At 64.4% G+C, this 23812-nt stretch carries 27 protein-coding genes and 4 tRNA genes; 24 read left to right on the forward strand and 7 right to left on the reverse strand.

The features are described 5' to 3' along the window. Window positions 1-66: 66 nt before the first annotated feature. The 7 genes from cyoA to ACVPT3_RS06920 all read left to right on the forward strand — a co-directional run bounded on the left by cyoA (window position 67) and on the right by ACVPT3_RS06920 (window position 6934). Window positions 67-1266: a ubiquinol oxidase subunit II gene (cyoA, locus tag ACVPT3_RS06890; RefSeq protein ID WP_492043414.1), complete on the forward strand. Its 1200-nt coding sequence runs from the start codon at window positions 67-69 to the stop codon at window positions 1264-1266. Between the two features lie 13 nt (window positions 1267-1279). Next, the gene (gene cyoB / locus ACVPT3_RS06895; protein WP_492043415.1) at window positions 1280-3283 is read left to right on the forward strand and encodes a cytochrome o ubiquinol oxidase subunit I; all 2004 of its coding nucleotides are present in this window, start codon (window positions 1280-1282) and stop codon (window positions 3281-3283) included. A gap of 3 nt (window positions 3284-3286) precedes the next feature. Beyond that, window positions 3287-3916: a cytochrome o ubiquinol oxidase subunit III gene (gene cyoC / locus ACVPT3_RS06900; RefSeq protein ID WP_492043416.1), complete on the forward strand. Its 630-nt coding sequence runs from the start codon at window positions 3287-3289 to the stop codon at window positions 3914-3916. Further along, entirely contained in the window at window positions 3913-4305 is a 393-nt protein-coding gene (cyoD, locus tag ACVPT3_RS06905) for a cytochrome o ubiquinol oxidase subunit IV (RefSeq protein WP_492043417.1), read from the forward strand. The genes cyoC and cyoD overlap by 4 nt, the downstream gene beginning before the upstream one ends. Window positions 4306-4396: 91 nt before the next feature. Further along, window positions 4397-5077, forward strand: coding sequence for an SURF1 family protein (locus ACVPT3_RS06910; RefSeq protein ID WP_492043418.1), 681 nt, complete (start codon window positions 4397-4399; stop codon window positions 5075-5077). Continuing rightward, entirely contained in the window at window positions 5074-6405 is a 1332-nt protein-coding gene (locus tag ACVPT3_RS06915) for an ATP-binding protein (protein ID WP_492043419.1), read from the forward strand. Before ACVPT3_RS06910 ends, ACVPT3_RS06915 begins: the two co-directional genes overlap by 4 nt. Next, complete coding sequence (locus tag ACVPT3_RS06920; protein WP_492043420.1) at window positions 6398-6934, forward strand: response regulator transcription factor; 537 nt, start codon at window positions 6398-6400, stop codon at window positions 6932-6934. Before ACVPT3_RS06915 ends, ACVPT3_RS06920 begins: the two co-directional genes overlap by 8 nt. A 12-nt stretch (window positions 6935-6946) precedes the next feature. On the opposite strand, the gene ACVPT3_RS06925 is transcribed toward ACVPT3_RS06920, so the two are convergent. Beyond that, on the reverse strand, window positions 6947-7147 hold the full coding sequence (locus ACVPT3_RS06925) for a DUF2842 domain-containing protein (RefSeq protein ID WP_492043421.1): 201 nt from the start codon (window positions 7145-7147) through the stop codon (window positions 6947-6949). Further along, a complete protein-coding gene (locus ACVPT3_RS06930; protein ID WP_492043422.1) occupies window positions 7147-7398 on the reverse strand; it encodes a transglycosylase in 252 nt (83 codons plus the stop codon). The genes ACVPT3_RS06925 and ACVPT3_RS06930 overlap by 1 nt, the downstream gene beginning before the upstream one ends. Before the next feature lie 161 nt (window positions 7399-7559). Between ACVPT3_RS06930 and ACVPT3_RS06935 the strand changes: the two genes are divergently transcribed. Further along, a complete protein-coding gene (locus ACVPT3_RS06935) occupies window positions 7560-8660 on the forward strand; it encodes a COX15/CtaA family protein (RefSeq protein ID WP_492043423.1) in 1101 nt (366 codons plus the stop codon). Here the strand turns inward: ACVPT3_RS06935 and ACVPT3_RS06940 are convergent. Then, the gene (locus ACVPT3_RS06940; RefSeq protein WP_492043424.1) at window positions 8629-10014 is read right to left on the reverse strand and encodes an alkaline phosphatase PhoX; all 1386 of its coding nucleotides are present in this window, start codon (window positions 10012-10014) and stop codon (window positions 8629-8631) included. The two genes, ACVPT3_RS06935 and ACVPT3_RS06940, sit on opposite strands and share 32 nt — an antisense overlap. A gap of 260 nt (window positions 10015-10274) precedes the next feature. Between ACVPT3_RS06940 and rplM the strand changes: the two genes are divergently transcribed. The 5 genes from rplM to msrB all read left to right on the forward strand — a co-directional run bounded on the left by rplM (window position 10275) and on the right by msrB (window position 13225). Beyond that, complete coding sequence (gene rplM, locus ACVPT3_RS06945; RefSeq protein WP_183196355.1) at window positions 10275-10748, forward strand: 50S ribosomal protein L13; 474 nt, start codon at window positions 10275-10277, stop codon at window positions 10746-10748. 2 nt (window positions 10749-10750) lie between these two features. Next, a complete protein-coding gene (gene rpsI / locus ACVPT3_RS06950; RefSeq protein ID WP_492043425.1) occupies window positions 10751-11245 on the forward strand; it encodes a 30S ribosomal protein S9 in 495 nt (164 codons plus the stop codon). Between the two features lie 278 nt (window positions 11246-11523). Beyond that, a complete protein-coding gene (locus ACVPT3_RS06955) occupies window positions 11524-11727 on the forward strand; it encodes a hypothetical protein (protein WP_426025957.1) in 204 nt (67 codons plus the stop codon). Between the two features lie 4 nt (window positions 11728-11731). After that, window positions 11732-12667 carry an N-acetyl-gamma-glutamyl-phosphate reductase gene (argC, locus tag ACVPT3_RS06960; protein WP_492043426.1) on the forward strand — a complete coding sequence of 312 codons (936 nt, stop codon included), beginning with the start codon at window positions 11732-11734 and terminating at the stop codon, window positions 12665-12667. 54 nt (window positions 12668-12721) lie between these two features. Beyond that, on the forward strand, window positions 12722-13225 hold the full coding sequence (msrB, locus tag ACVPT3_RS06965; protein WP_492043427.1) for a peptide-methionine (R)-S-oxide reductase MsrB: 504 nt from the start codon (window positions 12722-12724) through the stop codon (window positions 13223-13225). Between the two features lie 6 nt (window positions 13226-13231). Here msrB and ACVPT3_RS06970 read toward each other — a convergent pair whose 3' ends face one another. Together ACVPT3_RS06970 and phaC are read right to left on the reverse strand one after the other, a co-directional pair. Then, on the reverse strand, window positions 13232-13609 hold the full coding sequence (locus ACVPT3_RS06970) for a hypothetical protein (RefSeq protein WP_492043428.1): 378 nt from the start codon (window positions 13607-13609) through the stop codon (window positions 13232-13234). Continuing rightward, the gene (gene phaC, locus ACVPT3_RS06975) at window positions 13606-15573 is read right to left on the reverse strand and encodes a class I poly(R)-hydroxyalkanoic acid synthase (RefSeq protein ID WP_492043429.1); all 1968 of its coding nucleotides are present in this window, start codon (window positions 15571-15573) and stop codon (window positions 13606-13608) included. Before phaC ends, ACVPT3_RS06970 begins: the two co-directional genes overlap by 4 nt. Here phaC and ACVPT3_RS06980 point away from each other — a divergent pair. The 10 genes from ACVPT3_RS06980 to trhO all read left to right on the forward strand — a co-directional run bounded on the left by ACVPT3_RS06980 (window position 15572) and on the right by trhO (window position 22441). Further along, window positions 15572-16123, forward strand: coding sequence for a hypothetical protein (locus ACVPT3_RS06980; RefSeq protein ID WP_492043430.1), 552 nt, complete (start codon window positions 15572-15574; stop codon window positions 16121-16123). The genes phaC and ACVPT3_RS06980 overlap by 2 nt on opposite strands. Window positions 16124-16163: 40 nt before the next feature. Further along, a complete protein-coding gene (gene recJ / locus ACVPT3_RS06985; protein ID WP_492043431.1) occupies window positions 16164-17975 on the forward strand; it encodes a single-stranded-DNA-specific exonuclease RecJ in 1812 nt (603 codons plus the stop codon). Between the two features lie 96 nt (window positions 17976-18071). Continuing rightward, window positions 18072-18146 (forward strand) — tRNA-Glu (locus ACVPT3_RS06990). Between the two features lie 250 nt (window positions 18147-18396). Next, a complete protein-coding gene (locus ACVPT3_RS06995; protein WP_492043794.1) occupies window positions 18397-18921 on the forward strand; it encodes a cold-shock protein in 525 nt (174 codons plus the stop codon). Window positions 18922-18943: 22 nt separating this feature from the next. Continuing rightward, window positions 18944-19423 carry a DUF192 domain-containing protein gene (locus ACVPT3_RS07000; RefSeq protein WP_492043432.1) on the forward strand — a complete coding sequence of 160 codons (480 nt, stop codon included), beginning with the start codon at window positions 18944-18946 and terminating at the stop codon, window positions 19421-19423. Window positions 19424-19468: 45 nt separating this feature from the next. Next, window positions 19469-19545 (forward strand) — tRNA-Pro (locus tag ACVPT3_RS07005). Window positions 19546-20049: 504 nt separating this feature from the next. Next, window positions 20050-20856, forward strand: a complete 807-nt coding sequence (locus ACVPT3_RS07010; protein WP_492043433.1) for a class I SAM-dependent methyltransferase — start codon at window positions 20050-20052, stop codon at window positions 20854-20856. 196 nt (window positions 20857-21052) lie between these two features. Continuing rightward, window positions 21053-21358: an ETC complex I subunit gene (locus ACVPT3_RS07015; protein WP_271166349.1), complete on the forward strand. Its 306-nt coding sequence runs from the start codon at window positions 21053-21055 to the stop codon at window positions 21356-21358. Window positions 21359-21376: 18 nt separating this feature from the next. Next, window positions 21377-21453, forward strand: a tRNA-Arg gene (locus ACVPT3_RS07020). Window positions 21454-21508: 55 nt separating this feature from the next. Further along, window positions 21509-22441 (forward strand): oxygen-dependent tRNA uridine(34) hydroxylase TrhO, encoded by a 933-nt coding sequence (trhO, locus tag ACVPT3_RS07025; RefSeq protein WP_492043795.1) that lies wholly within the window; start codon window positions 21509-21511, stop codon window positions 22439-22441. A 3-nt stretch (window positions 22442-22444) separates the two neighbouring features. Here trhO and ACVPT3_RS07030 read toward each other — a convergent pair whose 3' ends face one another. Together ACVPT3_RS07030 and ACVPT3_RS07035 are read right to left on the reverse strand one after the other, a co-directional pair. Beyond that, window positions 22445-22720, reverse strand: a complete 276-nt coding sequence (locus tag ACVPT3_RS07030; protein WP_492043434.1) for a hypothetical protein — start codon at window positions 22718-22720, stop codon at window positions 22445-22447. A 27-nt stretch (window positions 22721-22747) separates the two neighbouring features. Further along, window positions 22748-22837 (reverse strand) — tRNA-Ser (locus ACVPT3_RS07035). 110 nt (window positions 22838-22947) lie between these two features. Between ACVPT3_RS07035 and ACVPT3_RS07040 the strand changes: the two genes are divergently transcribed. Beyond that, window positions 22948-23778, forward strand: a complete 831-nt coding sequence (locus tag ACVPT3_RS07040; RefSeq protein WP_492043435.1) for a septal ring lytic transglycosylase RlpA family protein — start codon at window positions 22948-22950, stop codon at window positions 23776-23778. Window positions 23779-23812: the final 34 nt, after the last annotated feature.

Below are 23812 nucleotides of genomic sequence, written 5' to 3' on the forward strand. Positions count from 1 at the left end.
GCGCAATTCGAACGCCCATCGTCGCGACTCCTCCCCCTTGTCCGACGTTTTCCGATTGGAGCTCCCTTGCGCCGTCTGCGCCTACTCCTGCTCGTGCCCATGGTGGCGCTTCTGTCGGCCTGTAATCTGGTCGTCCTGAAACCCGCAGGCGATGTCGCCCAGCAGCAGGGCGACCTGCTGATGGTCTCGACCCTGCTGATGCTGATCATCATCATTCCAGTGATGGCGCTGATCGTCTTCTTCGCCTGGAAGTACCGGGCGTCGAACACAGAGGCGGAATATCACCCGGACTGGGACCACTCGACCCATCTGGAAGTGGTGATCTGGGCCGCGCCGCTGCTGATCATCATCTGCCTGGGCGCCCTGACCTGGGCCGGGACCCACCTGTTGGACCCCTATCGTCCGATCGACCGGATCAAGCCCGGCCAGCCCGTCGCCGAGGGTGTCGAGCCGTTGCAGGTCAATGTGGTCGCGCTCGACTGGAAATGGATGTTCATCTATCCGCAGTACGGCGTCGCCACGGTGAATGAACTGGCCGCGCCCGTGGATCGCCCGATCCGCTTCCACATCACCTCGTCCTCGGTGATGAACAGCTTCTACATCCCCGCCCTGGCAGGCCAGATCTACGCCATGCCCGGCATGGAGACGAAGCTGCACGCCGTCATCAACCGTCCGGGCGAATACCAGGGCCTGTCGGCCAACTATTCCGGCGACGGCTTCTCGAACATGCGGTTCAAGTTCCACGGCCTGGACCAGGCGGGCTTCGACGGCTGGATCGCCGGCGTTCGCCAAAATGGCCAGCCGCTGGATCGCGAGCGCTACCTCGAGCTGGAAAAGCCCAGTGAGAAGGTGCCCGTCATGCGCTTCTCCACCGTCGATGGCGGTCTGTGGGACGCCATCCTCAACATGTGCGTCGAGCCGGGCAAGATGTGCATGGGCGAGATGATGGAGATCGATCGCAAGGGGGGGCTGACCATGGCCTCGATCCGCAACACCATGCCGCTGGTCTATGACAAGTACGCCGGTCGCGGGAAGAACGCCGCCATCTTCGGCTCGAACGACAGCTATGTCATGACCATCTGCACGCCGCTTCAGGCCGAGGCTGCGGCCGCCGACCGGATCCGTCGCGCGGAACTGGACATGGTCAGCGCCCCGGTCAGCCTGGCGCCGCTTACAGGGCAGGGCCTGCCAATGGCGTCGCTTTCCACCTCACAACAATCGACGGGGGCGGTTTCGACCGACGTCCGTTCCTCCCCCAACGCCTGAGCGAACACAGTCGATGAACGCTGACACTCTTATCCCCCTTATTTTCGGGCGGCTGACGCCCGAGGCCTTGCCCCTGCATGAGCCGATCCTGGTCGTGACCATGATCGTGGTCGCGATGGGCGGCCTGGCCCTGTTCGGCGCCCTGACCTATTTCAAGCTCTGGGGCTATCTCTGGAAAGAGTGGTTCACGACCGTGGACCACAAGAAGATCGGGATCATGTACATGATCCTGGGGCTGATCATGTTCTGCCGCGGCTTCGCCGACGCCATCATGATGCGTCTTCAGCAGGCCATGGCCTTCGGCGGGTCCGAGGGCTATCTGAACGCCCACCACTATGATCAGGTCTTCACCGCCCACGGCGTGATCATGATCTTCTTCGTGGCCATGCCCATGGTCACGGGCATCATGAACTATGCCGTGCCGCTGCAGATTGGCGCGCGCGACGTGTCCTTCCCGTTCCTGAACAATTTCAGCTTCTGGATGACCACGGCCGGCGCCATTATCATCATGGCCTCGCTGTTCGTGGGCGAGTTCGCGCGCACCGGCTGGCTGGCCTATCCGCCGCTGTCGGGCATCGGCTACAGCCCGGGCGTCGGGGTCGACTACTACATCTGGGGCCTGCAGATCGCGGGTGTCGGCACGACCCTGTCCGGGATCAATCTGATCGCGACCATTGTGAAGATGCGCGCGCCGGGCATGGGCATGATGAAGATGCCGATCTTCACCTGGACCTCGCTGTGCACCAACGTCCTGATCGTGGCGTCCTTCCCGGTCCTTACCGCTGTGCTGGCCCTGCTGACGCTGGACCGTTACGTCGGCACCAACTTCTTCACGAACGACTTCGGCGGCAACCCGATGATGTACGTGAACCTGATCTGGATCTGGGGTCACCCGGAGGTCTACATCCTCATCCTGCCGCTGTTCGGCGTCTTCTCCGAGATCGCCTCGACCTTCTCGGGCAAGAATCTGTTCGGCTATACCTCGATGGTCTACGCCACGGTCGTCATTACGATCCTGTCGTACCTGGTGTGGTTGCACCACTTCTTCACCATGGGCTCGGGCGCCTCGGTGAACTCCTTCTTCGGCATCACGACGATGATCATCTCGATCCCGACGGGCGCGAAGATCTTCAACTGGCTGTTCACGATGTACCGGGGCCGCATCCGGTTCGAACTGCCGATGATGTGGCTGGTCGCCTTCATGCTGACCTTCGTCATCGGCGGCATGACCGGCGTGCTTCTGGCGGTGCCGCCGGCGGACTTCGTGCTGCACAACTCGCTGTTCCTGATCGCCCACTTCCACAATGTCATCATCGGCGGCGTGCTGTTCGGCCTGTTCGCGGCCATCAACTTCTGGTGGCCCAAGGCCTTCGGCTTCAAGCTGGACAAGTTCTGGGGGCTGGTCAGCTTCTGGTGCTGGGTGCCCGGCTTCTGGCTGGCCTTCGCCCCGCTCTATGTCCTCGGCCTGATGGGCGTGACGCGTCGGATGCGCGTGTTCGACGATCCTTCGCTGCAGATCTGGTTCGTGATCGCGGCCATCGGCGCCGGCGTCATCGCGCTCGGCATCGCCGCCATGTTCATCCAGTTCGCCGTCTCGATCATCAACCGCGACAAGCTGCGCGACGTGACGGGCGACCCCTGGGGCGGCCGCACCCTGGAGTGGGCGACCTCTTCGCCCCCGCCGGCCTATAACTTCGCCTCCACGCCGGTCATCCACGACTCCGACGCCTGGTGGGATATGAAGAAGAAGGGCTATCAGCGTCCGCTGTCCGGCTACCGCGCCATCCACATGCCCTCGAACACGGGCACGGGCGTCATCCTGTCCGGTCTGTGCCTGGTGATGGGCCTGGCTCTGGTCTGGTACATCTGGTGGCTGGCGGCCCTCAGCTTCCTGGCCGTGCTGGCGGTCTCGATCGCCCATACCTTCAACTACAAGCGCGACTACTACATCCCTGAGGATGAGGTTCGCGCGACCGAAGAGGCGCGTACGCGCGCCCTGGCCGGAACGGAGGCCTGATCCATGAGCGCGACCGCGACTGCGACTGAGATCGACCCGAACGTCTTCCACCTGGAAGAGGAGCCGCATCACGAGGAAGGCTCCAGCACCATGCTGGGCTTCTGGCTCTATCTGATGAGCGACTGCCTCATCTTCGCGATGCTGTTCGCCGTGTTCGGCGTCCTGGGCGGTAACTACGCCGCCGGGCCGGGGCCAAAAGAGCTGTTCGACCTGGAGCTGGTGGCGATCAACACCGCCATGCTGCTGTTCTCGTCGATCACATATGGCTTCGCCATGCTGGCGATGGACCAGAACAAAAAGACACAGACTCTGGTCTGGCTGGCTGTCACCGGCCTATTCGGCCTAGCCTTCCTGGGGATCGAACTCTACGAGTTCGCGCACCTGATCCATGAAGGCGCGACGCCGCAACGCAGCGCCTTCCTGTCGGCCTTTTTCACCCTGGTCGGCACCCACGGCCTGCACGTGACCTTCGGCATCATCTGGCTGGTGACGCTGATGGTTCAGGTCAGCTGGAAGGGTCTGATCCCCGCCAACAAGCGCCGCCTGATGTGCCTTTCGATGTTCTGGCACTTCCTTGACGTCATCTGGATCGGCGTCTTCACCTTCGTCTATCTGCTGGGCATGGTTCGATGAGCGCCGACAAGAACGACCACTCGCCGGAGTCCCACGACACCGACCATCTGGGCCACGAGGGGCATAACCACGGCTCCTTCAAGAGCTATATGATCGGCTTCGTGCTGTCGGTGATCCTGACGGCCATCCCGTTCTGGCTGGTCATGACCGGGGTCCTGCCGACCCAGGCCACCGCCCTGATCGTCATGGGCTTCGCCGTGGTGCAGATCGTGGTCCACATGATCTACTTCCTGCACATGAACACGAAATCCGAGGGCGGCTGGACCATGCTGGCCCTGATCTTCACCATCATCGTCGTGGTCATTGCCCTGTCGGGTTCGCTGTGGGTCATGTACCACCTGAACACCAACATGATGCCGACGCATGAAATGAGCGGGATGGGCTCCTGAGGGGCAGACCAAGGAGGTCGTGATCAAAGGCGACAGCCATAACGCGCCGCGTCGAAATCTGACCCCTGTCTGGGCTGGAGTCGGCGCGGTCTTGTTGTTTCTGAGCTTCGTGGCTCTGGGCGGCTGGCAGGTCCAGCGGTTGGCCTGGAAGAACGAACTTATCGCGCAGGTCGAGGCTCGCGTTCACGCCCCACCTGTCGACGCGCCCGGACCTGAGTCTTGGGCCAGCTTGTCTCGCGAAGATGACCAGTACCGGCGCGTTACGATGCGGGGCGTCTTCCAGCACGACCACGAGGTCCTGGTTCAGGCTGTGACCGACTATGGTTCGGGTTTCTGGGTCATGACGCCTTTGGCCACTGATGAAGGCTTCACGGTTCTGGTGAACCGCGGATTTGTCACGCCTGAGCGTCGTTCGCCCGCGGAGCGCTCCTCGGGGCAGTCGGGCGGCCTACAGACGGTGACCGGTCTGTTGAGAATGACCGAACCGGGAGGCGGCTTCCTGCGCGCCAATGATCCGGCTGGGGACCGTTGGTATTCTCGTGATGTCGCGGCGATCACGGCGGCGCGGGGCTTGTCGAACGCTGCGCCTTATTTCATCGACGCCGATGCGACCCCCAATCCGGACGGCTGGCCGAAAGGCGGGCTGACGGTGGTGCGATTCCCCAACAGCCATCTGGTCTATGCCCTGACCTGGTTCGGCATGGCGCTGCTGACCTTGGTTGGGTACGGAGTCGTGGTGCGCGAATTCAAGCGTCGGCGAAGGCCCGCATGACGTCGGCCCTTCAACGCCTTCTGGGCTTCGGCGCCTGGCGGGAGACGGCGGTGTCGCAGGAGGCGGCCAATCGCCGCAATCTTCGGCTGCTGGTTCAATTGCGATGGCTGGCTGTCTTCGGCCAGGTCGCTACGATCCTGATTGTTCACTTCGTCTTGGGCATCCGCTTGCCGGTGCTGTGGCTTCTGATCGCGCCCGTCAGTCTGGCCCTGGTCAATCTGGTCAGCCTGCCGCTGACCCAACGTCGCGATTCCATTTCCGACCACGAACTGATGCTGGCGCTGCTTGCCGATGTAGCGGCCCTGACCGGACAGTTATTCTTGACGGGGGGCGCGACCAATCCGTTCGTCGGCCTATATCTGCTCCAGGTCGTTCTGGGGGCGGTGTTGCTCCGGCCGTCTTACGCCTGGTCCCTGATCGCGATCACAAGCGTCTGCTTCGTCTGCCTGGGCGTGTTCCACCTGCCGCTCGATCTGCCGCCCTATCAGGAGGGCGGCTTACTGAGTCTCTACATGGTGGGGGGGCTGATCTGTTTCCTTCTGATGGCGGTGCTGCTGGTGCTGTTCATGACTCGGATCAACAACAATCTGCGCGCGCGCGACGCCTATGTGGCGGACGTCCGCCAGCAAGCGGCTGAGCAGGACCATATCGTCCGTATGGGGCTGCTGGCGTCGGGCGCGGCCCATGAGTTAGGCACGCCGCTGGCCTCGCTTTCCGTGATCCTGAGCGACTGGCGACGGATGCCGCTCCTCAAGCAAGACGCCGACCTGAACCAGGACATGGACGTGATGCAGGCCGAGGTGGAGCGATGCAAGGCCATCGTCACCGGCATCCTGATGTCGGCCGGGGAAGCGAGGGGGCAGGCGCCGTCCCGCACCACCCTGGCCCATTTCCTCACCGAGGTGGTGGAGGGCTGGACAGCGCGCGATGATCGGGTTCGGGTCGATGTGACGCCCTGGACCGGGCCGAATCCCCGGATCATCGCCGACCCCGCCCTGCGTCAGGTGTTCGGCGTCCTGTTCGACAACGCTGTCGAGGCGGGGGCGCGTCGGATAATCGTCTCCCCGACCGTCGACGACGGCCTGCTGGTGATCGCCGTCCGGGACAATGGTCCCGGCTTTTCCGCCACGGTGCTGGAACGGTTGGGCAAACCCTATAACTCCACCAAGGACCGGCCCGGCGCGGGTCTGGGCCTCTTCCTCCTGGCCAATGTCATGCGTTCGCTGGGCGGATCGGTCGAGGCTTGCAATCCCGCCGCCGGCGGCGGCGAAGTGAGGCTGACCCTGCCGATCGACGTCCTGGCCCCCGAGGAGCCCGCAGATGACTGATGAATCCCCCGTCCTGCTGATCGTCGAGGACGACGAGTCCTTTTCCCGCACGTTACGAAAATCGTTCGAACGACGCGGCTATATGGTGGTGAGCGCCGAAGGGCCGGACCAGATGGCGGAGGTGCTGAAGGTCCACCGGCCAGGGTACGCCGTGGTGGACCTGAAACTGGGGGGCGCGTCGGGCCTCGGCTGTGTCTCGACCCTGCATGGGTTTGACCCTGACATGAACATCGTTGTCCTGACCGGCTTCGCCAGCATCGCGACGGCCGTCGAGGCCATCAAGCTGGGGGCCCGTCACTATCTCGCCAAGCCCGCCAGCACCGACGACATCGAGGCCGCTTTCGGCAAGGCGTCGGGAGACGCGGCTACGCCCCTGACCTCGCGTCCGACCTCGATCAAGACCCTAGAATGGGAACGGATCCACGAAACCCTGGTCGAGACCGAATTCAATATCTCCGAGGCGGCCCGCCGTCTGGGGATGCATCGCCGGACCCTGGCGAGGAAGCTGGAGAAGCGACGCGTCACCTGACGGCTGATCGCGTCACGAGGGCGGACGTTCCGCCCATTTCAGCAGGGGGATGAGCGGCAAGCCCCAGGCGGTGCCGCCCACGCCGAAGAACAGAAAATCGATCCAGGGCGAGGCGGGCAGCAGACCGCGAAGGGCGATCAGGCCCCAGATCCAGACCGCCAGAAAGGCCAGGACGCCGACGGCGGCGACGAATCGGCGCGCCCGGGGCGGCATCAGCGCTTGTTCCGGAACAGGAAGAAGGCCACCAGGCAGACGGCCGAGCCGACCAGGGCCCAGGGCAGCCAGACCCAACTGTCCATGGTGCTGACGGCGAAGACCCGGACCGCCAGGAACCAGCCGCAGGCCAGTCCCACGCCGGACACCAGGGCTGTTCCGCCGAGGCCGCGACGGCCGGTCAGAAGATCCGCGATCCAGGCCAGCAGAAGTCCGCCCAGAACGGCGGCGACGATGTCGGCGTATTGCAACCCAGATCTCCCTGTCGGCCCCGATGGCCGCCTCTGCGGCCCGAAGACCGCCTTTCTCTCAATCCGACTCGATCTTGCGTCCGGGGCGAGGCATACCCCCACGGTCGCGATTTGGTCACGGTCGAGAGCGACAGCATATCCGGGTCAGTGTCGGGCGTCGAATGAACCGTTTCGGAAATCCAGATCACAGCCGCAGCGTAGCCCTGTGGCTCTTCGCCACGGCGGCCGTCGTCTTCCTTATGGTGGTGGTCGGCGGCATCACCCGATTGACCGGGTCAGGCCTGTCCATCACCGAGTGGCGGCCCATCATGGGGGCTGTCCCGCCGCTGAACGACGTTCAATGGGCCGAAGCCTTCGAGAAGTATCGACAGATCCCGCAATATGCCCAGGTCAACGCCGGGATGAGCCTGGGCGAGTTCCAGGGCATCTTCTGGTGGGAATGGCTGCACCGGCTGATCGGTCGCGCGGTGGGATTGGTCTTCGCCCTGCCGCTGGCTTTTTTCCTGCTTTGCCGTCTCGCTCCGCCGCGCTCGGTCTGGCGTGAGTGGGCCATGCCGGGCCGGCTGATCTGGCGCTGCGTTCTGCTTCTGGCCTTGGGCGGGCTACAAGGCTTGATCGGCTGGTGGATGGTGTCCAGCGGTCTCTCCGAACGGGTCAGCGTCGCGCCGGAGCGTCTGGCGACCCATCTCGGCCTGGCTTTCATCTTGTTCGCCGCTCTGATCTGGACGGGGCTTGAGGCGTGGAATGGCGAAGATCACGGCCGGCCGCCGGCGGGCTGGGTCCGGGGCGCCGGTTTCCTGCTGGCGCTCGTCTTCGTGCAGTGCCTGCTGGGCGCCCTGGTCGCGGGCGGTCATGCCGGACTGGTCTATACTGACTGGCCGCTGATGAACGGCGCTATCCTGCCGCCGGCCGACTGGAGCCTGGGGGCGGGGGCCTTCCTGCACGATCAGGCCCTGACCCAGTTCAATCATCGGCTTGTCGCCTATGGGCTGCTGGTCGCCGTCAGCATCTACGCCTTCCAGGCCTGGCGTTGGCGTGTGGCCGAGGGGATGGGGCTGGCCGCCTTCGGGCTGGCCGGCCTTGTCTGGATTCAGGCCGTGCTCGGCGTCGTAACCCTGATGCACGCCGTGCCGGTGTGGCTGGGCGTGCTGCACCAGGCGGGGGCCGCCGTCGTCCTGGCCTCGGCGACGGCGAACCTGTGGCTGGTGCTGAGATCTCAGCCCCGGATCTTCATGTCCGGACCGAGGACCATGGGCCTCTGATCGCCAGGGTCATGCCCGGGTACATGATGTTGACAAACAGCACCTCGCCGTCCGGCGAGAAACAGGCGCCCGCGAACTCGGAGTTGCCGGTGAAGACGTTGCGGCCGATGGTATAGACCTTGCCGTCCGGCGTGACGCCCTTCAGGTGGTTGCGGACGTCGGTGGAATAGTTGTCTTCGCACAGGATCAGGTGGCCCCACGGCGCGACGGTGATGTTGTCGGCCATGTTCATCGTCTTGATGTCGGTGCTTTCGACGAAAAGCTGCAGCCGGTCGGCCGCGCCGTTCAGGCCGGGAACCAGTCGCATGACCTGACCGCGCCGGATCGGGCCGCCTGAGGTGGCGGTGAAGTACATTTCGTTGTCGCCCCACCAGACGCCCTCGCCGCGCGCCACCCAGGCTGCGCCGGCTGCGTGGCCGCGCTTGGCCAGGTCGCCGTTGGGGGACTCGACATCAACCATGTCGATCCACTCGATCTCGCGCCAGTCGCCGACAGCCCAGGCGCGGTCGTCCTGGTTGCGGGTGTCGGCCGAGGGTGCGCCCTTCCAGGCCATCGCCTGCAGCTTGCCGCCTTCGGCCAGCTTGCCCGGCGTCTTGGGAATGAAGCGGTAGAACAGGCCGGAATTGTCGTCTTCGGTCAGATAGACCATGCCTGTGCGGGGATCGATGCAGACCGCCTCGTGATCGAAACGCCCCATGGCCTTCAAAGGCACGGGATCAACCAGGCCGGTTGCGGCGGCCGGGACCTCGAACACCCAGCCGTGGCTCTTGGTCATGTCGGCGGTCGCGGGGGTGTCGATGGTTTCTTCGCAGCTCAACCAACTGCCCCACGGCGTCGGCCCGCCGCAGCAATTGGTGGAGGTGCCGGCCAGGGTCAGATGCTGACTGACCTTCTGGCGGGTCTGGAGATCATAGATGATAGTGGAGCAACCGCCGGGCAGGGGGCGTCCGTTCTTGTAGGTGTCATAGGCCTTTGCGGCGTCCAATAGGCCGAGCCGCTCTTCATTGAGACCGCCGGGGCCCAGATTCCGGTGTAGACCGGACGACCCTTTCAGTTCGTGATTCATCACCAGGGCCACACGCGAGCCTTCCAGAGGGAAGCAGGCCATGCCGTCGGGTTGTCCCGGAACGAACAGGCCGTCGTCCATGGTGTCGCCGCCCTGGGCCACCACCTGGTAGGAGAATCCTTCAGGCAGATCGAGCAGTCGGCTGGGATCAGGGGTCAGCGGCCCATAGCCGTGGACCTCGTTGATGTAGGTCTCTTCGCCTTCGGTCTGGGCGGCGGCGTGACGGGCCAGTCCCGAGAAGGCGAGGGCGGCGCTCGAGGCGATCAAGCCGCGACGGTGAAGGGTCATGGGAGGCTCCGAAGTTTGTCCTCCGATGACTCTGAATGGCTATGGTTTGATGACAAGCTCCGTTATTTTGTAACGACGCAGCGCCTTGATTATCGGGTATTTTAATACCGTAAACAAAAAAGCATTACAAAACAATTAGTTATTAGGATTACTGTGTCACAGGGCACGTTGACGCGCCCCATCCTCTCCTGTATCAGCGCGCCTTCATTCGGTTCCCTTGGGGGCCGGACCCGATTTCGTCTCTAGGAACCCCCTCAATGCTGAAGAGCACCACGGCTTCATTGAAGCCGGCCGAGGTCGAGAAGAAGTGGATCCATATCGACGCCGAAGGCGTCGTGGTGGGCCGTCTCGCGACCTTCATCGCCAACCGTCTGCGCGGTAAGCACCGCGGCGACTACACCCCGCACGTTGACTGCGGCGACTATGTCGTCGTCACCAACGTCGACAAGGTGGTGTTCACCGGCAAGAAGTCGACCGACAAGGTCTATTATCGCCACACCGGCCACCCGGGCGGCGTCAAGTCGACGACCCCGGAGAAGGTTCTGGGCGGTCGCTTCCCCGAGCGCGTGCTCGAGAAGGCCGTCGAGCGCATGCTGCCGAAGGAAAGCCCGCTGGCCCGCAAGCAGATGACGCACCTGCGTCTGTTCGCCGGCGGCGCGCACGAACATGAAGCCCAGCAACCGGAAACGATCGACTTCAAGTCGGCGTCGCCCAAGAACACCCGGAGCGTCTGAGCATGACCGACGTGACCAACACCGAAGCCGCCACCGGCTTTGACGCCCTGAAGGGCCTGAGCTCTTCGGTCGAGAACGACGCCCCCGTCTATGTCCAGAAGCTGGACGCCCAGGGCCGCGCCTATTCGACCGGCAAGCGCAAGAACGCCATCGCCCGCGTCTGGGTGAAGCCCGGCACCGGCAAGATCACCGTCAACGGCAAGGATCAGGAGCAATATTTCGCTCGCCCCGTGCTGCGTATGATGATCGCCCAGCCGCTGACCGTCTCGGACCGCGCCACGCAATATGACGTGGTCTGCACCGTCGAAGGTTCGGGTCTGTCCGGCCAGGCCGGCGCCATCCGCCACGGCCTGTCGCACGCCCTGACGCATTTCGAACCGGAACTGCGCAAGGTCCTGAAGCCGCACGGCTTCCTGACCCGCGACAGCCGCGTCGTCGAGCGTAAGAAGTACGGCCGCGCCAAGGCTCGCCGCAGCTTCCAGTTCTCGAAGCGCTAATCGCGTTCACGCGGTTTGGATTTGGGGCGCTTCGGGAACACCCGGAGCGCCCTTTTTCTGTGGCTGCGCGCACGAAAAGGTGAAGTTGGAGAGCGGTTCGGGCGCGTTGTTTTTTCAGTCAACCGTCTGACTCTGCAGGAAGAACGTCAGCTTTTCCATGAGTTTGGTTAGTTGACAGGAGCGCGTTGCGAAGGCCCCATACCCCTTAGGGATCACATCAGTTCGCTAATGCGGAGATGTGCCCGGTGTCCAAATGTCGCAAATCGTCTGAGAGACCGATGCATTCGGTTTCCATCAAAGTGCTTGGCCTGAGCATTGACGGCAAAGGCTGGGCAGGGGTGATTGCAGTACCCGTCGTGCTTCTGATCATATGCTTGGCAGGCATGACATTAGGAAACGGCGCGGCATGGCTTGCCCGATTGTCCACACAGTCCAACGCCATTACTGAAAACGCCCCGGCAGCGACCGGAGTGAAGGATTGAGTAGTTGACCCACACCATCTTCATCGACGGCGAAGCCGGCACCACGGGCCTCGAAATCCGCGAGCGGCTGGAGGCGCGCTCGGATCTGGAGCTGATCCTGCTGGGCGACCGTCGGCGCGACGTCGAGGCGCGGCGCGAGGCGCTGAACAGCGCCGACGCCGTGATCCTGTGCCTGCCGGACGACGCGGCGCGCGAGGCGGTGGCCATGGTGGAGAACCCGTCGGTCAAGGTGATCGACGCCTCGACCGCCTATCGGATCGCGCCGGGCTGGGCCTATGGCTTCCCCGAAATGGACGCAGGCCAGCGTGAGCTGATCGCCCGGTCACAGTTCGTGTCCAATCCCGGCTGCTATCCGACCGGCTTCATCGGCCTGATGCGGCCGCTGGTGAAGGCGGGGTTGGTTCCGGCCGGCCATCCGGTCACGGTCAATGCGGTGTCCGGCTATTCCGGCGGCGGCAAGGCGATGATCGCCGAATTTGAGGCTGAAGGCGCCACGACCGCCTATCGCGCCTATGGTCTGTCGCTGAGGCACAAGCATGTGCCGGAAATGACGAAACACACGGGCCTGAGCCGCGAGGTGCTGTTCGCTCCGGCGGTGGGGAATTACCGCCAGGGCATGCTGGTCGAGGTTCCCCTGCACCTCGCCGCCCTGCCGGAAACCCCGTCGGTCGAGCGGATCCACGGCGCCCTGGTCGAGGCCTATGACGGCCAGTATTTCGTCGAGGTGGCCGATCTGGACGAGACCGAGGCCATGACCGGTCTGGAGCCCGAGGGCCTGAACGGCACCAACCGTCTGCGTCTGCACGTGTTCGGCGACCGGTCAGGCGAACAGGCCCGGTTGGTCGCCCTGCTCGACAACTTGGGCAAGGGGGCGTCCGGCGCGGCGGTGCAGAACCTGAACATCATGCTGGGTCTTGAGGAGATGACCGGTCTGATCTGACGACGGTCGGTCGCTCCGAGAAACCTTTTCGCGTGCGCCGTCGTACTGGATTTCATGACCCAGTCCCTGATCCTGAACCGCCGGGGCCTCCTGACGGGCGCCGGCGCCCTCGCCCTGGCCGCCTGCGCGCCCGAGCCCGTCGAAGCCGGAGAGGCCCAATACGCCGACTCGCCGTATCGCCGCATGTCCGACGCCGAATGGCGCCGGCGGCTGGGCGATGCGGCCTGGCGCGTCATGCGGCGTGAAGACACCGAGCGCCCGTTCACCAGCCCGCTGAACGACCAGCATGGGCGAGGGACTTTCGTCTGCAGAGGCTGCGACCTGCCGCTGTTCCGTTCGGGCTGGAAGTACGATTCCCGAACCGGCTGGCCCAGCTTCTACGATGTCATGGGCGCCAATATCGGCCGCAAGCGCGATCTGGCCATCGGCATTCCCCGCACGGAATATCACTGCGCCCGCTGCCTCGGACACCAGGGCCATGTGTTTCCCGACGGTCCGCGGCCGACTGGCCTGCGCTATTGCAACAACGGCGTGGCGCTGAAGTTCGTCGCCGCCTAGCGGCGCTTAAGGTCGGTTGGCGCGGACAGCGGAATCGACCGTCCCGCCGAACAGGACGGAGGCCATGATCACCAGCAGCCCATAATCATGGCCGGACACGAAAACCGGCGCGACGGCGGCGGCCATCACCATCAGTGGAAACAGGCCGGCCCAGACGGCGGTGTCGGGCGAAGCGGATTTGATCATCGGCTGAGGCGCCGGACGTCTCATGAGCCGGCTCATCCATCCGTTCAGCGCGACGAACAGGGTCGAGCAGAGGACGGCGCTGATGACATATTTGAGCGTATTGCCCGGCTCGCCGAAGGCGGAGGCGGTGACGATCAGCAGAACCAGAGCCACGCCGGTGCTGACGGCCAGCAGGATATTGGGTTCGAGACGGTTCAAGACGTGACTTTCACATAACTGCCGGGCGCGGCTTCGAGCGGTTTGAGCGGGCCTGCCTCAGGATCTCGTGCGGGGAGGGTTTCGCCGGATCGCGCGCGCAGCCATTCGGCCCAGTGCTCCCACCAGCTGCCGGGATGTTCTACTGCGTCGGCCTGCCATTCGGCCAGGGTCTCCGGCAGGGCGGCGTTGGTCCAGTGCTGGTATTTTTTCGCCGCCGGGGCGTTGATGACGCCGGCGATATGGCCCGAGCCCGCCAGGGTGAAGGTGACCTCCTTTCCGCCAAACAGTCGGGCGGAACGATAGACCGAATTCATCGGGGCGATATGGTCTTCCCGGCTGGCCTGGAAGTAGAGCGGGATCTTCACCCTGGACAGATCGGCAGTCAGCCCGCCGATCTTGAAGAGCCCGCGCGCCAGGGCGTTGGCGCCGTACATCTGGCGCAGATAGGCCAGGTGCAGGGTCTTGGGCATACGGGTCTGGTCGGCGTTCCAGAACAGCAGATCGAAGGCCGGCGGATCCTTGCCCAGCAGGTAGTTGCTGATGAAGAAGGACCAGATCAGGTCGTTGGAGCGCAGGGCGTTGAAGGTGTCGGCCATGGCCGCGCCGGGCAGGACGCCGCCGGCGGCGTCCATCTGACGCTCGATCTCGGTGATCCAGTGCTCATCGGTGAACAGCAGCAGGTCGCCGGCCTCGGCGAAGTCGTGCTGGGCTGCGAAGAAGGTGGCGGCGGCGATTCGCGTGTCGCCCTTCGCCGCCATATGGGCCAAGGCCGCTCCCAGCAGGGTTCCCCCGATACAGTAGCCGACCGCGTTCAGTCGGTCGGTCCCCGCCTGCTCCAGCGTCTTTTCGACGGCGCGGTAGACGCCCTTCTCCAGATAGTCGTCGAAGCCGTAGCCGGCCTTGTCGAGGTCCGGATTGATCCAGGAGCAGACGAAGACGCTGAAGCCCTGTTCCGACAGCCAGCGGATCAGCGAATTGGCCGGCTGCAGATCCAGAATGTAGAATTTGTTGATCCAGGGCGGGAAGATCAGCAGGGGGATTGCGTGCTGGGCCTCGGTCGCCGGCGCGTACTGAATCAGTTCGAACAGGTCGTCGCGCCAGACCACCTGCCCCGGCGTGGTGGCGACGTTCTGTCCGACGACGAACTTGCCATAGTCGGCCTGGCTGATGCGCAGCGCTCCGGCGCCGCGCTCCAGGTCGGCGGCGAAATTCTGCATTCCCTTGACCAGGGATTCGCCGCTGGTCTCGGCCAGGGCCTTCAGGGCGACAGGGTTGGAAGCCAGGAAGTTGGACGGCGAGAAGGCGTCGGTCAGCAGGCGGGTGAAGAACTGGGCGCGGCGCTTCACCGCCGGATCAACGTCCTCGACCCCGGCGATCAGGCCGTTCATCCAGTCTGACGTCAGCAGATAGGAGCGGCGCATCATGTCGAACATCGGATTGTCCGACCAGGCGGGATCCTTGAACCGCTTGTCGGCGGGCGCCGGCGCCATCGGCTCTCCGGCCGCCTGCCGGGCCGTGCCGCTCCACAGATCCATATAGCGGGTGAAAAGGTCGGCCTGGGCCTGGAACAGTTTTTCCGGCCGGGAAGCCAGGCTGCTCATGACTGAGGTCATGGCGGGGCCGACGTTGAACGGATCGGACGAAAGGGCGGCGGGTCGATCGGCCTGGGAGAGGGCGGCCTCGGCGATGGCGCTCTGGGCCATCATGGCCGCCTTGGCCAGGTTCATCGACAGGGTTTCGACCAGTCGGGCCTGTTCGGCGCCAAAGAATGGGGATGCGTCGGGCTCGGTTGAACCGGGCTCTGACGGTTGGGGCGCCGGCTTGGGCGCTTCGGCTTCGATGGGTTTGGGTTTGCTGGCGCGGGGCGCCCGAGGCTTGGCGGAGGTTGGGCGCCCGGGCTTGCGCGCAGTCTTTACGGCCGAAACCGATGCGGGCGGGGTCCTGTCCTTCGGAGGTTTGGCCATGATGTCCTTCGTATTCCGCGGCGCCGACCGCCGGTTCGACGCCATCCCCTTCCGCAGCGGGGGACGATGGCATAAGACCGACTTTGACATGAACGCGCACTTTTCGAAAAAGACTAGGCTGTGGACCTCGATCGCGGGTCTCACGACCCTATCGGCCGCGTTGGGGGCGTGCGCGGGCTCATTCGCCCCCAGAACCGATCCGGCATCGCCCATAGCGCCGCGGGTCCAGGCGCTGGTCGACGCCAATCGCCATTATCCCAGCTGGGATAATTTCCCTGTCGCGCCGGTCGCGGTTCCGGGGGACGCCGAGGTCGCGGCCCAGGTGCGGAGGCTGGAGGACCGCGGCGGCGTACTGGGCGGCGAAGTGGCCAGAATCGAATGGAATCTGGCTGACGCGGAAACCCTGGCGGCCGAGACGCGCGCACAGGTCGAGGCCGTGCCGGTGTCACCGGACTCCACGCGCACCCAGGCCGAGATCGACGCTTTTGCACAGGGCCTCCGCGACCGGGCCAAGGCGCCGCCGCCGATTGATCGACGTCCGATTGAGTGAGCCTGTCGCCGGGGGGCGAGAATCCCCGGATAATGCGACGATGGCGGATGACGGCGGCTTCAAGATCAATAGTGTGTTCCTAGGGGTGGACCAGTCCCTTTCGGGACGCATCTGGCGCGAACGTCCGGCCGATTCGGGCACGATCCGGGCCCTGATGCAGAGGCTGGATCTGGAGGAACCGCTGGCCCGCGCGTTGGCGGCGCGCGGCGTGGGCGCCGATCAGGGCGCCGACTTTCTGAGCCCCACCCTGCGAGCCCTGTTTCCGGACCCTTCCACTTTCATGGACATGGACGCCGCCGCCGAGGCTGTCGTCGACGCCTTGCAGGCGCAGGCCCGCATCCACGTCTTCGCCGACTATGACGTGGACGGTGCATCCAGCGCCGCGCTTCTGGTGCGTTGGTTTCGGGCGATGGGGGCGGAACTGCCCATCTATGTTCCCGACCGCCTGACCGAAGGCTATGGCCCCAGCGTCCAGGCCTTCGACAAGCTGAAGTCTGCTGGAGCCGATCTGGTGGTGACGGTGGATTGCGGCGCGGCGGCGAACGAGGCCCTGGCCCATGCAGCCGCCATCGATCTGAAGGTCGTCGTCATCGATCACCACCTGATGCGCAGCGAGCCGCCGAAGGCCCTGGCGGTGGTCAATCCCAACCGACCGGGCTGCGCCTCGGGACAGGGCAATCTGGCGGCGGCGGGTGTGGTCTTCGTCCTGCTGGCGGCCTTGAATCGCGAAGCGCGCAGGCGCGGCCTTTTCGCCGATCGGCCCGAACCCGACATCCGGCAGTGGCTCGATCTCGCGGCCCTCGGCGCCATCTGCGACGTCACCGGCCTCACCGGCTTCAACCGCGCCCTGACCAGCCTGGGGCTGAAGGTCATGAGCGACTGGAAAAATCCGGGCCTTCGCGCCCTGCTGGCCGCCGCCGGAGCCGAGCAGGGGCCAGCCAAGACCAATCACGCAGGTTTCATCCTCGGACCGCGAATCAACGCCGGCGGGCGGATCGGGCGATCCGACCTGGGCGCGCGCCTGCTGTCGACCGACGATCCGACCGAGGCCCAGGCGCTGGCGCTCGAACTTGACGCCTTGAACGTGTCGCGTCGCGAGGTCGAGCGCGCCGTGACCGAAGCCGCAGTCCGTCGGGTCGAGGCTGCGGGCGCTCATGCGGACGATTCCGCCCTGGTGGTGGTGGCGGGGGAGGACTGGCACCCCGGCGTCGTGGGCATCGTCGCCGGACGGCTACGCGAACGCTGGCGCAAGCCGGTCGTCGTGGTCGGGATCGATCCGGTCACTGGCCTGGGCAAGGGGTCGGGCCGGTCGCAGCCTGGCATGAATCTGGGCCGCGCCGTTCAAGCGGCCTGGGAGGCCGGATTGCTTCTCGCCGGCGGCGGTCACGCCATGGCGGCGGGCCTGACCGTGGAAGGCGGGCGGTTGGCCGAGCTGACCGACTTCCTCAATGAGCGATTGGCCGACCAGCGGGGCGCGGCGGTGGCTCTCGACGCGCTGGAAATCGACGCCCTGATCGACCCCGGCGGGGCGACCCGGGCCCTGTTTGAGTCGTTCGAGCGGCTGGCCCCCTTCGGACCCGCCAATCCCGAGCCGGTCTTCGCCCTGAGCGGGGTCCAGGCCCGCGAGCCGACGCAGATGAACGGAGGACACGTCCGATGCCGACTGGTTGGGTCTGACGGTGCCTCAGTGCGGGCCGTGGCCTGGCGTTGCGCCGACTTGCCGACCGGTCGGGCGCTGCTGAGCGGGCAGGGGGGACTGAACGTCGTGGGTCGTCTGAAGGCGGACGACTGGAACGGGCGCCGGGGCGTACAGTTCGAGATCGAGGACGTCGCCGATCCGCGCAGGGTCTGACGCCGCTTGCGCCGGCGCGGGACGCCGCAAAAAACTCGAAATCCACGCTTGCACCCTTCTAAGGGCGCAGCTATATCGCCGGCTCTCCCGCGCAGCGGTCCCTTCGTCTATCGGTTAGGACGTCAGGTTTTCAACCTGAAAAGAGGGGTTCGACTCCCCTAGGGACTGCCACGCGGGACGATGACGGGCCGAGCCTCCAGGCCGCCCGACCTTTGCACGTTTGTATCGACGTCAGTTCCAATGGCGATCCAAGGTGGTGTCTTTCGAAGGACACAACTGAGACGTTTCTACTGACCGGCGCAACTTTCACGCTGCGAAAGGCATTTTTGACCTTTCCAAAGATTCACGGAACAGTGTTAAACGTAAAACATGTCCGTAAGAGGAGCGGACGGGGGTTGCGAATTTGTCTGACTACGATGGGATGGAAACGGCGGAGACCGTTCGTGTCGTCGGGCGCGTGAAGTGGTTTGATCCCGCGAAGGGCTACGGCTTCATCGTGCCGGACGATCCGACGTTGACCGAACTGCGGGATGTGCTGCTGCACATCAGCAGCCTGCGCGACACGGGTCGCGAGACGGCCGACGAGGGGGCCGCCATCGTCTGCAATTGCGTGAAGCGATCCAAGGGATGGCAAGCGGTGGAGATCCACGACTTGGGCGCGGGTTCGCCTGGCGTCGCCATTCGACGCCCGACTTCGACTGCCGAAACCTTCACCGCCGTCGCTGAAACGGGCGACGCTCTGGAGCCGGCTGTCGTGAAATGGTTCAATCGCACCAAGGGCTACGGATTCGTCGTGCGGGATCGTGCGCCCGGCGATATCTTCGTCCATATCGAGACCTTGCGTCGCTGCGGCCTTGACGATCTGGCCCCGGGCGATGTGGTGCAGGTGCGGTTCGCCAGTGGTCCCAAGGGACTGGTGGTCGCCGAAATCAGAACGGGCGACTGATCCATCGCCCTGGGATGGGCGTATGATCGATGCGATGAGACGTTTTCTCGTGATCGGGTTGGGGGCGCTCGCCCTCGCCGCTTGCGCGGCCAAGGCGCCAAATGGCCCGAACGGCGAGCCGATGCAGCGGCTCGCCATCGTCACGGCGTCCGGCGAGCACGCCTTCTGGGTGGAAATCGCCGACGAGGAGGCCGAACGCCAACGCGGCCTGATGTTCCGTCCGCCTCTGGCCGACGATCAGGGCATGCTGTTCCAGTGGCCCGGCGAGGCGCCGCGCGAGCAGAGCTTCTGGATGCGGAATACGCCCAGTTCCCTCGATATTCTTTACATTGATCCAGCGGGACGAATCGTCTCCATAGCCTCCCACGCGACGCCCTTTTCGCAGGCCCCAATTCCCTCGAACGGTCCGGCGAACGGGGTGCTGGAACTGAGGGCCGGCCGAGCGGCGGAGATCGGGGCCCAGCCCGGGGACAAGGTTTTGCATCCTTATTTCAAGCCTTGATTGCGGATCGCGTCGCGAAGTGCCAATAGAGCGCTCCGTTCGGTCCGGGGTGTAGCGCAGCCTGGTAGCGCATCTGGTTTGGGACCAGAGGGTCGGAGGTTCGAATCCTCTCGCCCCGACCAATGGAATCAATGACGCAGCCTTAGGGCCGTTCGTCTGACTTGCGGGGGATACGCCCTGGGCGCCAAATGCGGATTTGGGCTATCTGATCGCGGTGAACGGGAGGAACACCTTCGTGAGTCGGCGACCACGATGAAGGCCACTTCGGAAGTTGTGCGCCGCGCGGCATATAGCTCGAGGGCGAACTCGGGTAGAGCGCCCTGAGCGAGCCGCCACGAACAGCCAGTGCATAATCCTTCGGATAAAAGGCGAACACGCAGAGCGCCTCTTCTTCCCGCGCCTGAAAATGAGTGCTGACGCCAGCATAAGATTGCCCGAAAGCGGCCCGGGGACCGTCCGAATCAAAGTCGAAGAAGAGCGTTCAAACCGGCCTCAGCCTGAGCACAAGCGGTGTATACAACATCTTCGTCCGTGGTCTGAACAGCATTAGTGCGCCGCAGGCTGTGGAAAACCCGACCTTGTTTAGTGCCTCACCATAGTGGAAGATGACGCCTTCTGGAGGAACCATGCTGAAATCCACTGTTTGCCGACATGAGCATTTTGAGACGTCTTGGTACAGGAAATGGGCCAACGTCATCGGACTGCAATATCCTGTCAGACTCGATGTCCAGACTTCCTACAGAAAAGCCTGGGAGTACGCGGCGATTCTGGAGGTGCTGGCTTCACATGGAATGCTTCGTGAGAATCGACGCGGGATCGGATTCGCCGTTGGTCGGGAACCTCTGGCTTCAGTGATGGCGTCTCACGGCTGCGAAATCCTTGCCACGGATCTGATGGCTGATGCTGTGGGCGTGGAGTGGTCCGAGACCGCACAACATGCGTCCGAGTTGGACGCCGTCTATCATGAACGCTTCTTGTCTAAAGATCGGTTCGACAAGTTGGTTCGATTCCAGCCTGTCGACATGAACGACATCTCCGATCTCGAAGGCGGCTATGACTTCCTATGGAGTAGCTGCGCTTTCGAACATTTAGGGTCGCTCGAGCACGGCTTGGCGTTTGTAGAGAATTCTATGCGCCTGCTGAAATCGGGAGGCATTGCGGTTCACACGACAGAGTTCAACGTGACCTCCAATGATGGCACGTTCGAGACTCCCGGAAACGTTATATACCGCAAGCGGGACATGGAACTGTTGGATTATCGTCTACGGCACATTCGTTGTGGCCTTGAGCCGATCGATTTCAACGCAGGCACTCATTCGTTTGATCTGAACTACGACCCCGAGCCATATTTCGACGGCAGCGCTGCACATATTAAACTGCACGTTGGCGGCTATGTCTGCACGTCGATGTTGGTTGTTGCTCACAAAGGCTGATGTTAGCTGGCGCTGAGGTTCATGGTCCGGGGGGCTAAGTCTCGGCGTTGTTGCTTTTCTCTGCGCGTCGTAAAAAGGCCGCGAGCCGGGCTGAGTTTCAACCCTCTCGCCCCGACCAAGGAACGGCCGCTGGATTCCGTGTCCGGCGCGCGTTATGGCAGGTCCATAGGACCTGCCGATCACTAGGGATTTCGCCATGCTCGCCCGCATCTACCGCCCGGCCAAGACCGCTATGCAGTCCGGCAAGGCCAAGAGCCGCGATTGGCGCCTGGAATTCGAACCGGCGTCGGCCCGCACGATCGATCCCCTGATGGGCTGGACCAGCTCGTCGGATATGAACGGTCAGGTGCGCCTAGCCTTTGATTCGAAGGAAGAAGCCGTCGCCTATGCCGAGCGCCACGGCATTCCGTTCCGCCTGCACGAGCCGAACGAGGCCCCGACGATCCTGAAGGCCTATGCCGACAATTTCGCCCCCAATCGCAAACAGCCCTGGACGCACTGACGCCCGGCTCGCTGCCGAGCGCCCTTAGCTCAACCGGATAGAGCACCCGCCTTCTAAGCGGACGGTTGCAGGTTCGAGTCCTGCAGGGCGCGCCACCTTCGCGACGGCGCCGCTGAAAGCCACGCCATGACCGACTCAACATTCGCGAACATCGGCCAGATCCGCGTCGCGGCGCTCTATCGGTTCTCAGCCGTCGGCGACGTCGAGGCCGTGCGCGCGCAGTTGCAGGCCGTTTGTGACGCCGGCGGGGTCAAGGGGACGCTGCTGGTCGCGAATGAAGGTCTGAACGGCACGATCGCAGGGCCAGAAGTGGGGGTAGAGTCGGTGCTGACCACCATCCGCACCTTTGCCGGCTTTGCTGATCTGGACGTCAAATACGCCTGGACCGGCGAGATGCCGTTTCTGCGGATGAAGGTCCGGATCAAGCGCGAAATCGTCACCATGGGCCAGCCGGATCTGGATCCAGCGCGGCAGGCCGGGGTCTATGTCGCGCCTCAGGACTGGAACGCTCTGATCGCCGATCCGACCACCCTGGTGATCGACACCCGCAACGACTACGAGGGCGAGATCGGCGCCTTTGAAGGCGCGGTGCAGCCGAACACCCGCAGCTTCCGTGACTTCCCCGACTGGTTCCGCACCGAGGGGCGCGCCCTGTTGGACGAGAGACAGCCCAAACGCGTCGCCATGTACTGCACCGGCGGAATTCGCTGCGAGAAGTCGACGGCCTTTCTGAAGGCCGAGGGGGTGGAGAACGTCCATCACCTGGAGGGGGGGATCCTGCGGTATCTGGAAGAAGTCGAGCCGGGCGACAGCCTGTGGCATGGCGACTGTTTCGTCTTCGACGAGCGGGTTTCGGTCGGTCATGGGCTGGTTCAGGGCGATCACACCCTGTGCCGGGGATGTCGCATGCCTTTGGATGCCGAGGGGCGGGCCTCTCCTCACTTTATCGAGGGCGTCTGCTGCGACCGCTGCCGCGACGCCCGCGACGACGCCCAACGGCTCCGCTACGCCGAGCGGCAGAGGCAGATCGAACTGGCCCGCCGGCGCGGCGAGACCCACCTGGGCCGCAGCGATTCGGCCTGAAGCCTATTTGGCCGGCTGCTGATAGACGACGCGGCAGTCGCCATCGATGGTCGTGTAGCGGTTGTTGGCAGCGTCCACGAAGGAGATGCGTCCGCCGTCGTCATATTCGACCTTGCCGGTAGACCGCCCCTTGAAGTTCTCGACCCCATAGGTCCAGCAGGTGATATCCGCCGGCGTGTCGCCCCAGGTCGCCTCGTTGCGCGCGCGTTTGCTGTCAGTGCAGGCGACGGTCGTGGCGACCAGCGTAAGGGCGAGGGCGGCTGTGGCGAAGCGCTTCATCCGGGCAGCCTCGCACGATCGCGGCCGTGGCGGAAGCGGTGGGATTCGAACCCACGGACGGCTCTCACCGTCGCTGGTTTTCAAGACCAGTGCCTTAAACCACTCGGCCACACTTCCTTGCCGGTCTCGCCGGTCGGGCGGACGCCATAGCAGGGGAAAGGGGTGTTAACCAAAGCGGAAATGTCTTCGGTCATCCTGTTTTTGAACGAGTGTGGAGAGGCGTGCGGATGCGAACTGGACAATGGGTGCGGAGCGGCCTGATTTTGGGCCTGTTCTCGCTGCTGGCGGCCTGTTCGACGTTTGGCGGCGGGCGGGGCGGCGGAGCCGTGCCGGTGGTCAAGGATCCGGCGCCGATCGTCTCGGGCACGATGCGGCCCTATCAGGTGCGCGGGCGGTGGTACACGCCCAAGGAACAGACTGACTATGAGGAGGTCGGTCTGGCGTCCTGGTATGGCGACGCCTTCAACGGGCGACCGACCTCGACTGGCGAACGGTTCGACATGAGCCAGCTGACGGCGGCGCACAAGACCTTGCCGCTGCCCGGTCTGGTGGAAGTGACCAATCTGGAGAACGGGCGACGGATCGTCGTGCGGGTCAATGATCGCGGGCCGTTCGTCGATGGGCGGATCATCGATCTGTCGCGGGGGGCGGCGCAGGAGCTGGACATGCTGCGGCAGGGCGTGGGCAGGGTGCGGGTTCGCTACCTTGGACGGGCGCCGAGGTTGGGCGGAGGGACGGTGCTGCGGGCTGAAGCGCCGCCGCCGGCGCAATCCACCACGGCGAGGCCGTATCAGTCCGCGCCCCAGACCGCGCCTGTCGAAATGAGGGCGGTCGTGAGCGGAAGCGGTTCGTATTGGGTCCAGGCCGGGTCGTTTTCCGATCAGGCGGCGGCGCGGCGAATCGCCGAGCGGCTGGGCGCGCGGGCGACCGTGGACGCCAGCGGGGGCGCCTATCGCGTGATGGTCGGGCCCTGGATCGACGCGAATGCGGCCGAGACGGCCCGTCAGGCGGTCGTGGCGCGCGGATATGCGGACGCTCTGTTGATATCCGGCGGCTAAGGCTTGCCTCCCGCGCCGCGGTCGCCATTGTGCG

It is taken from the genome of Brevundimonas sp. FV1ps31S (assembly GCF_058681265.1).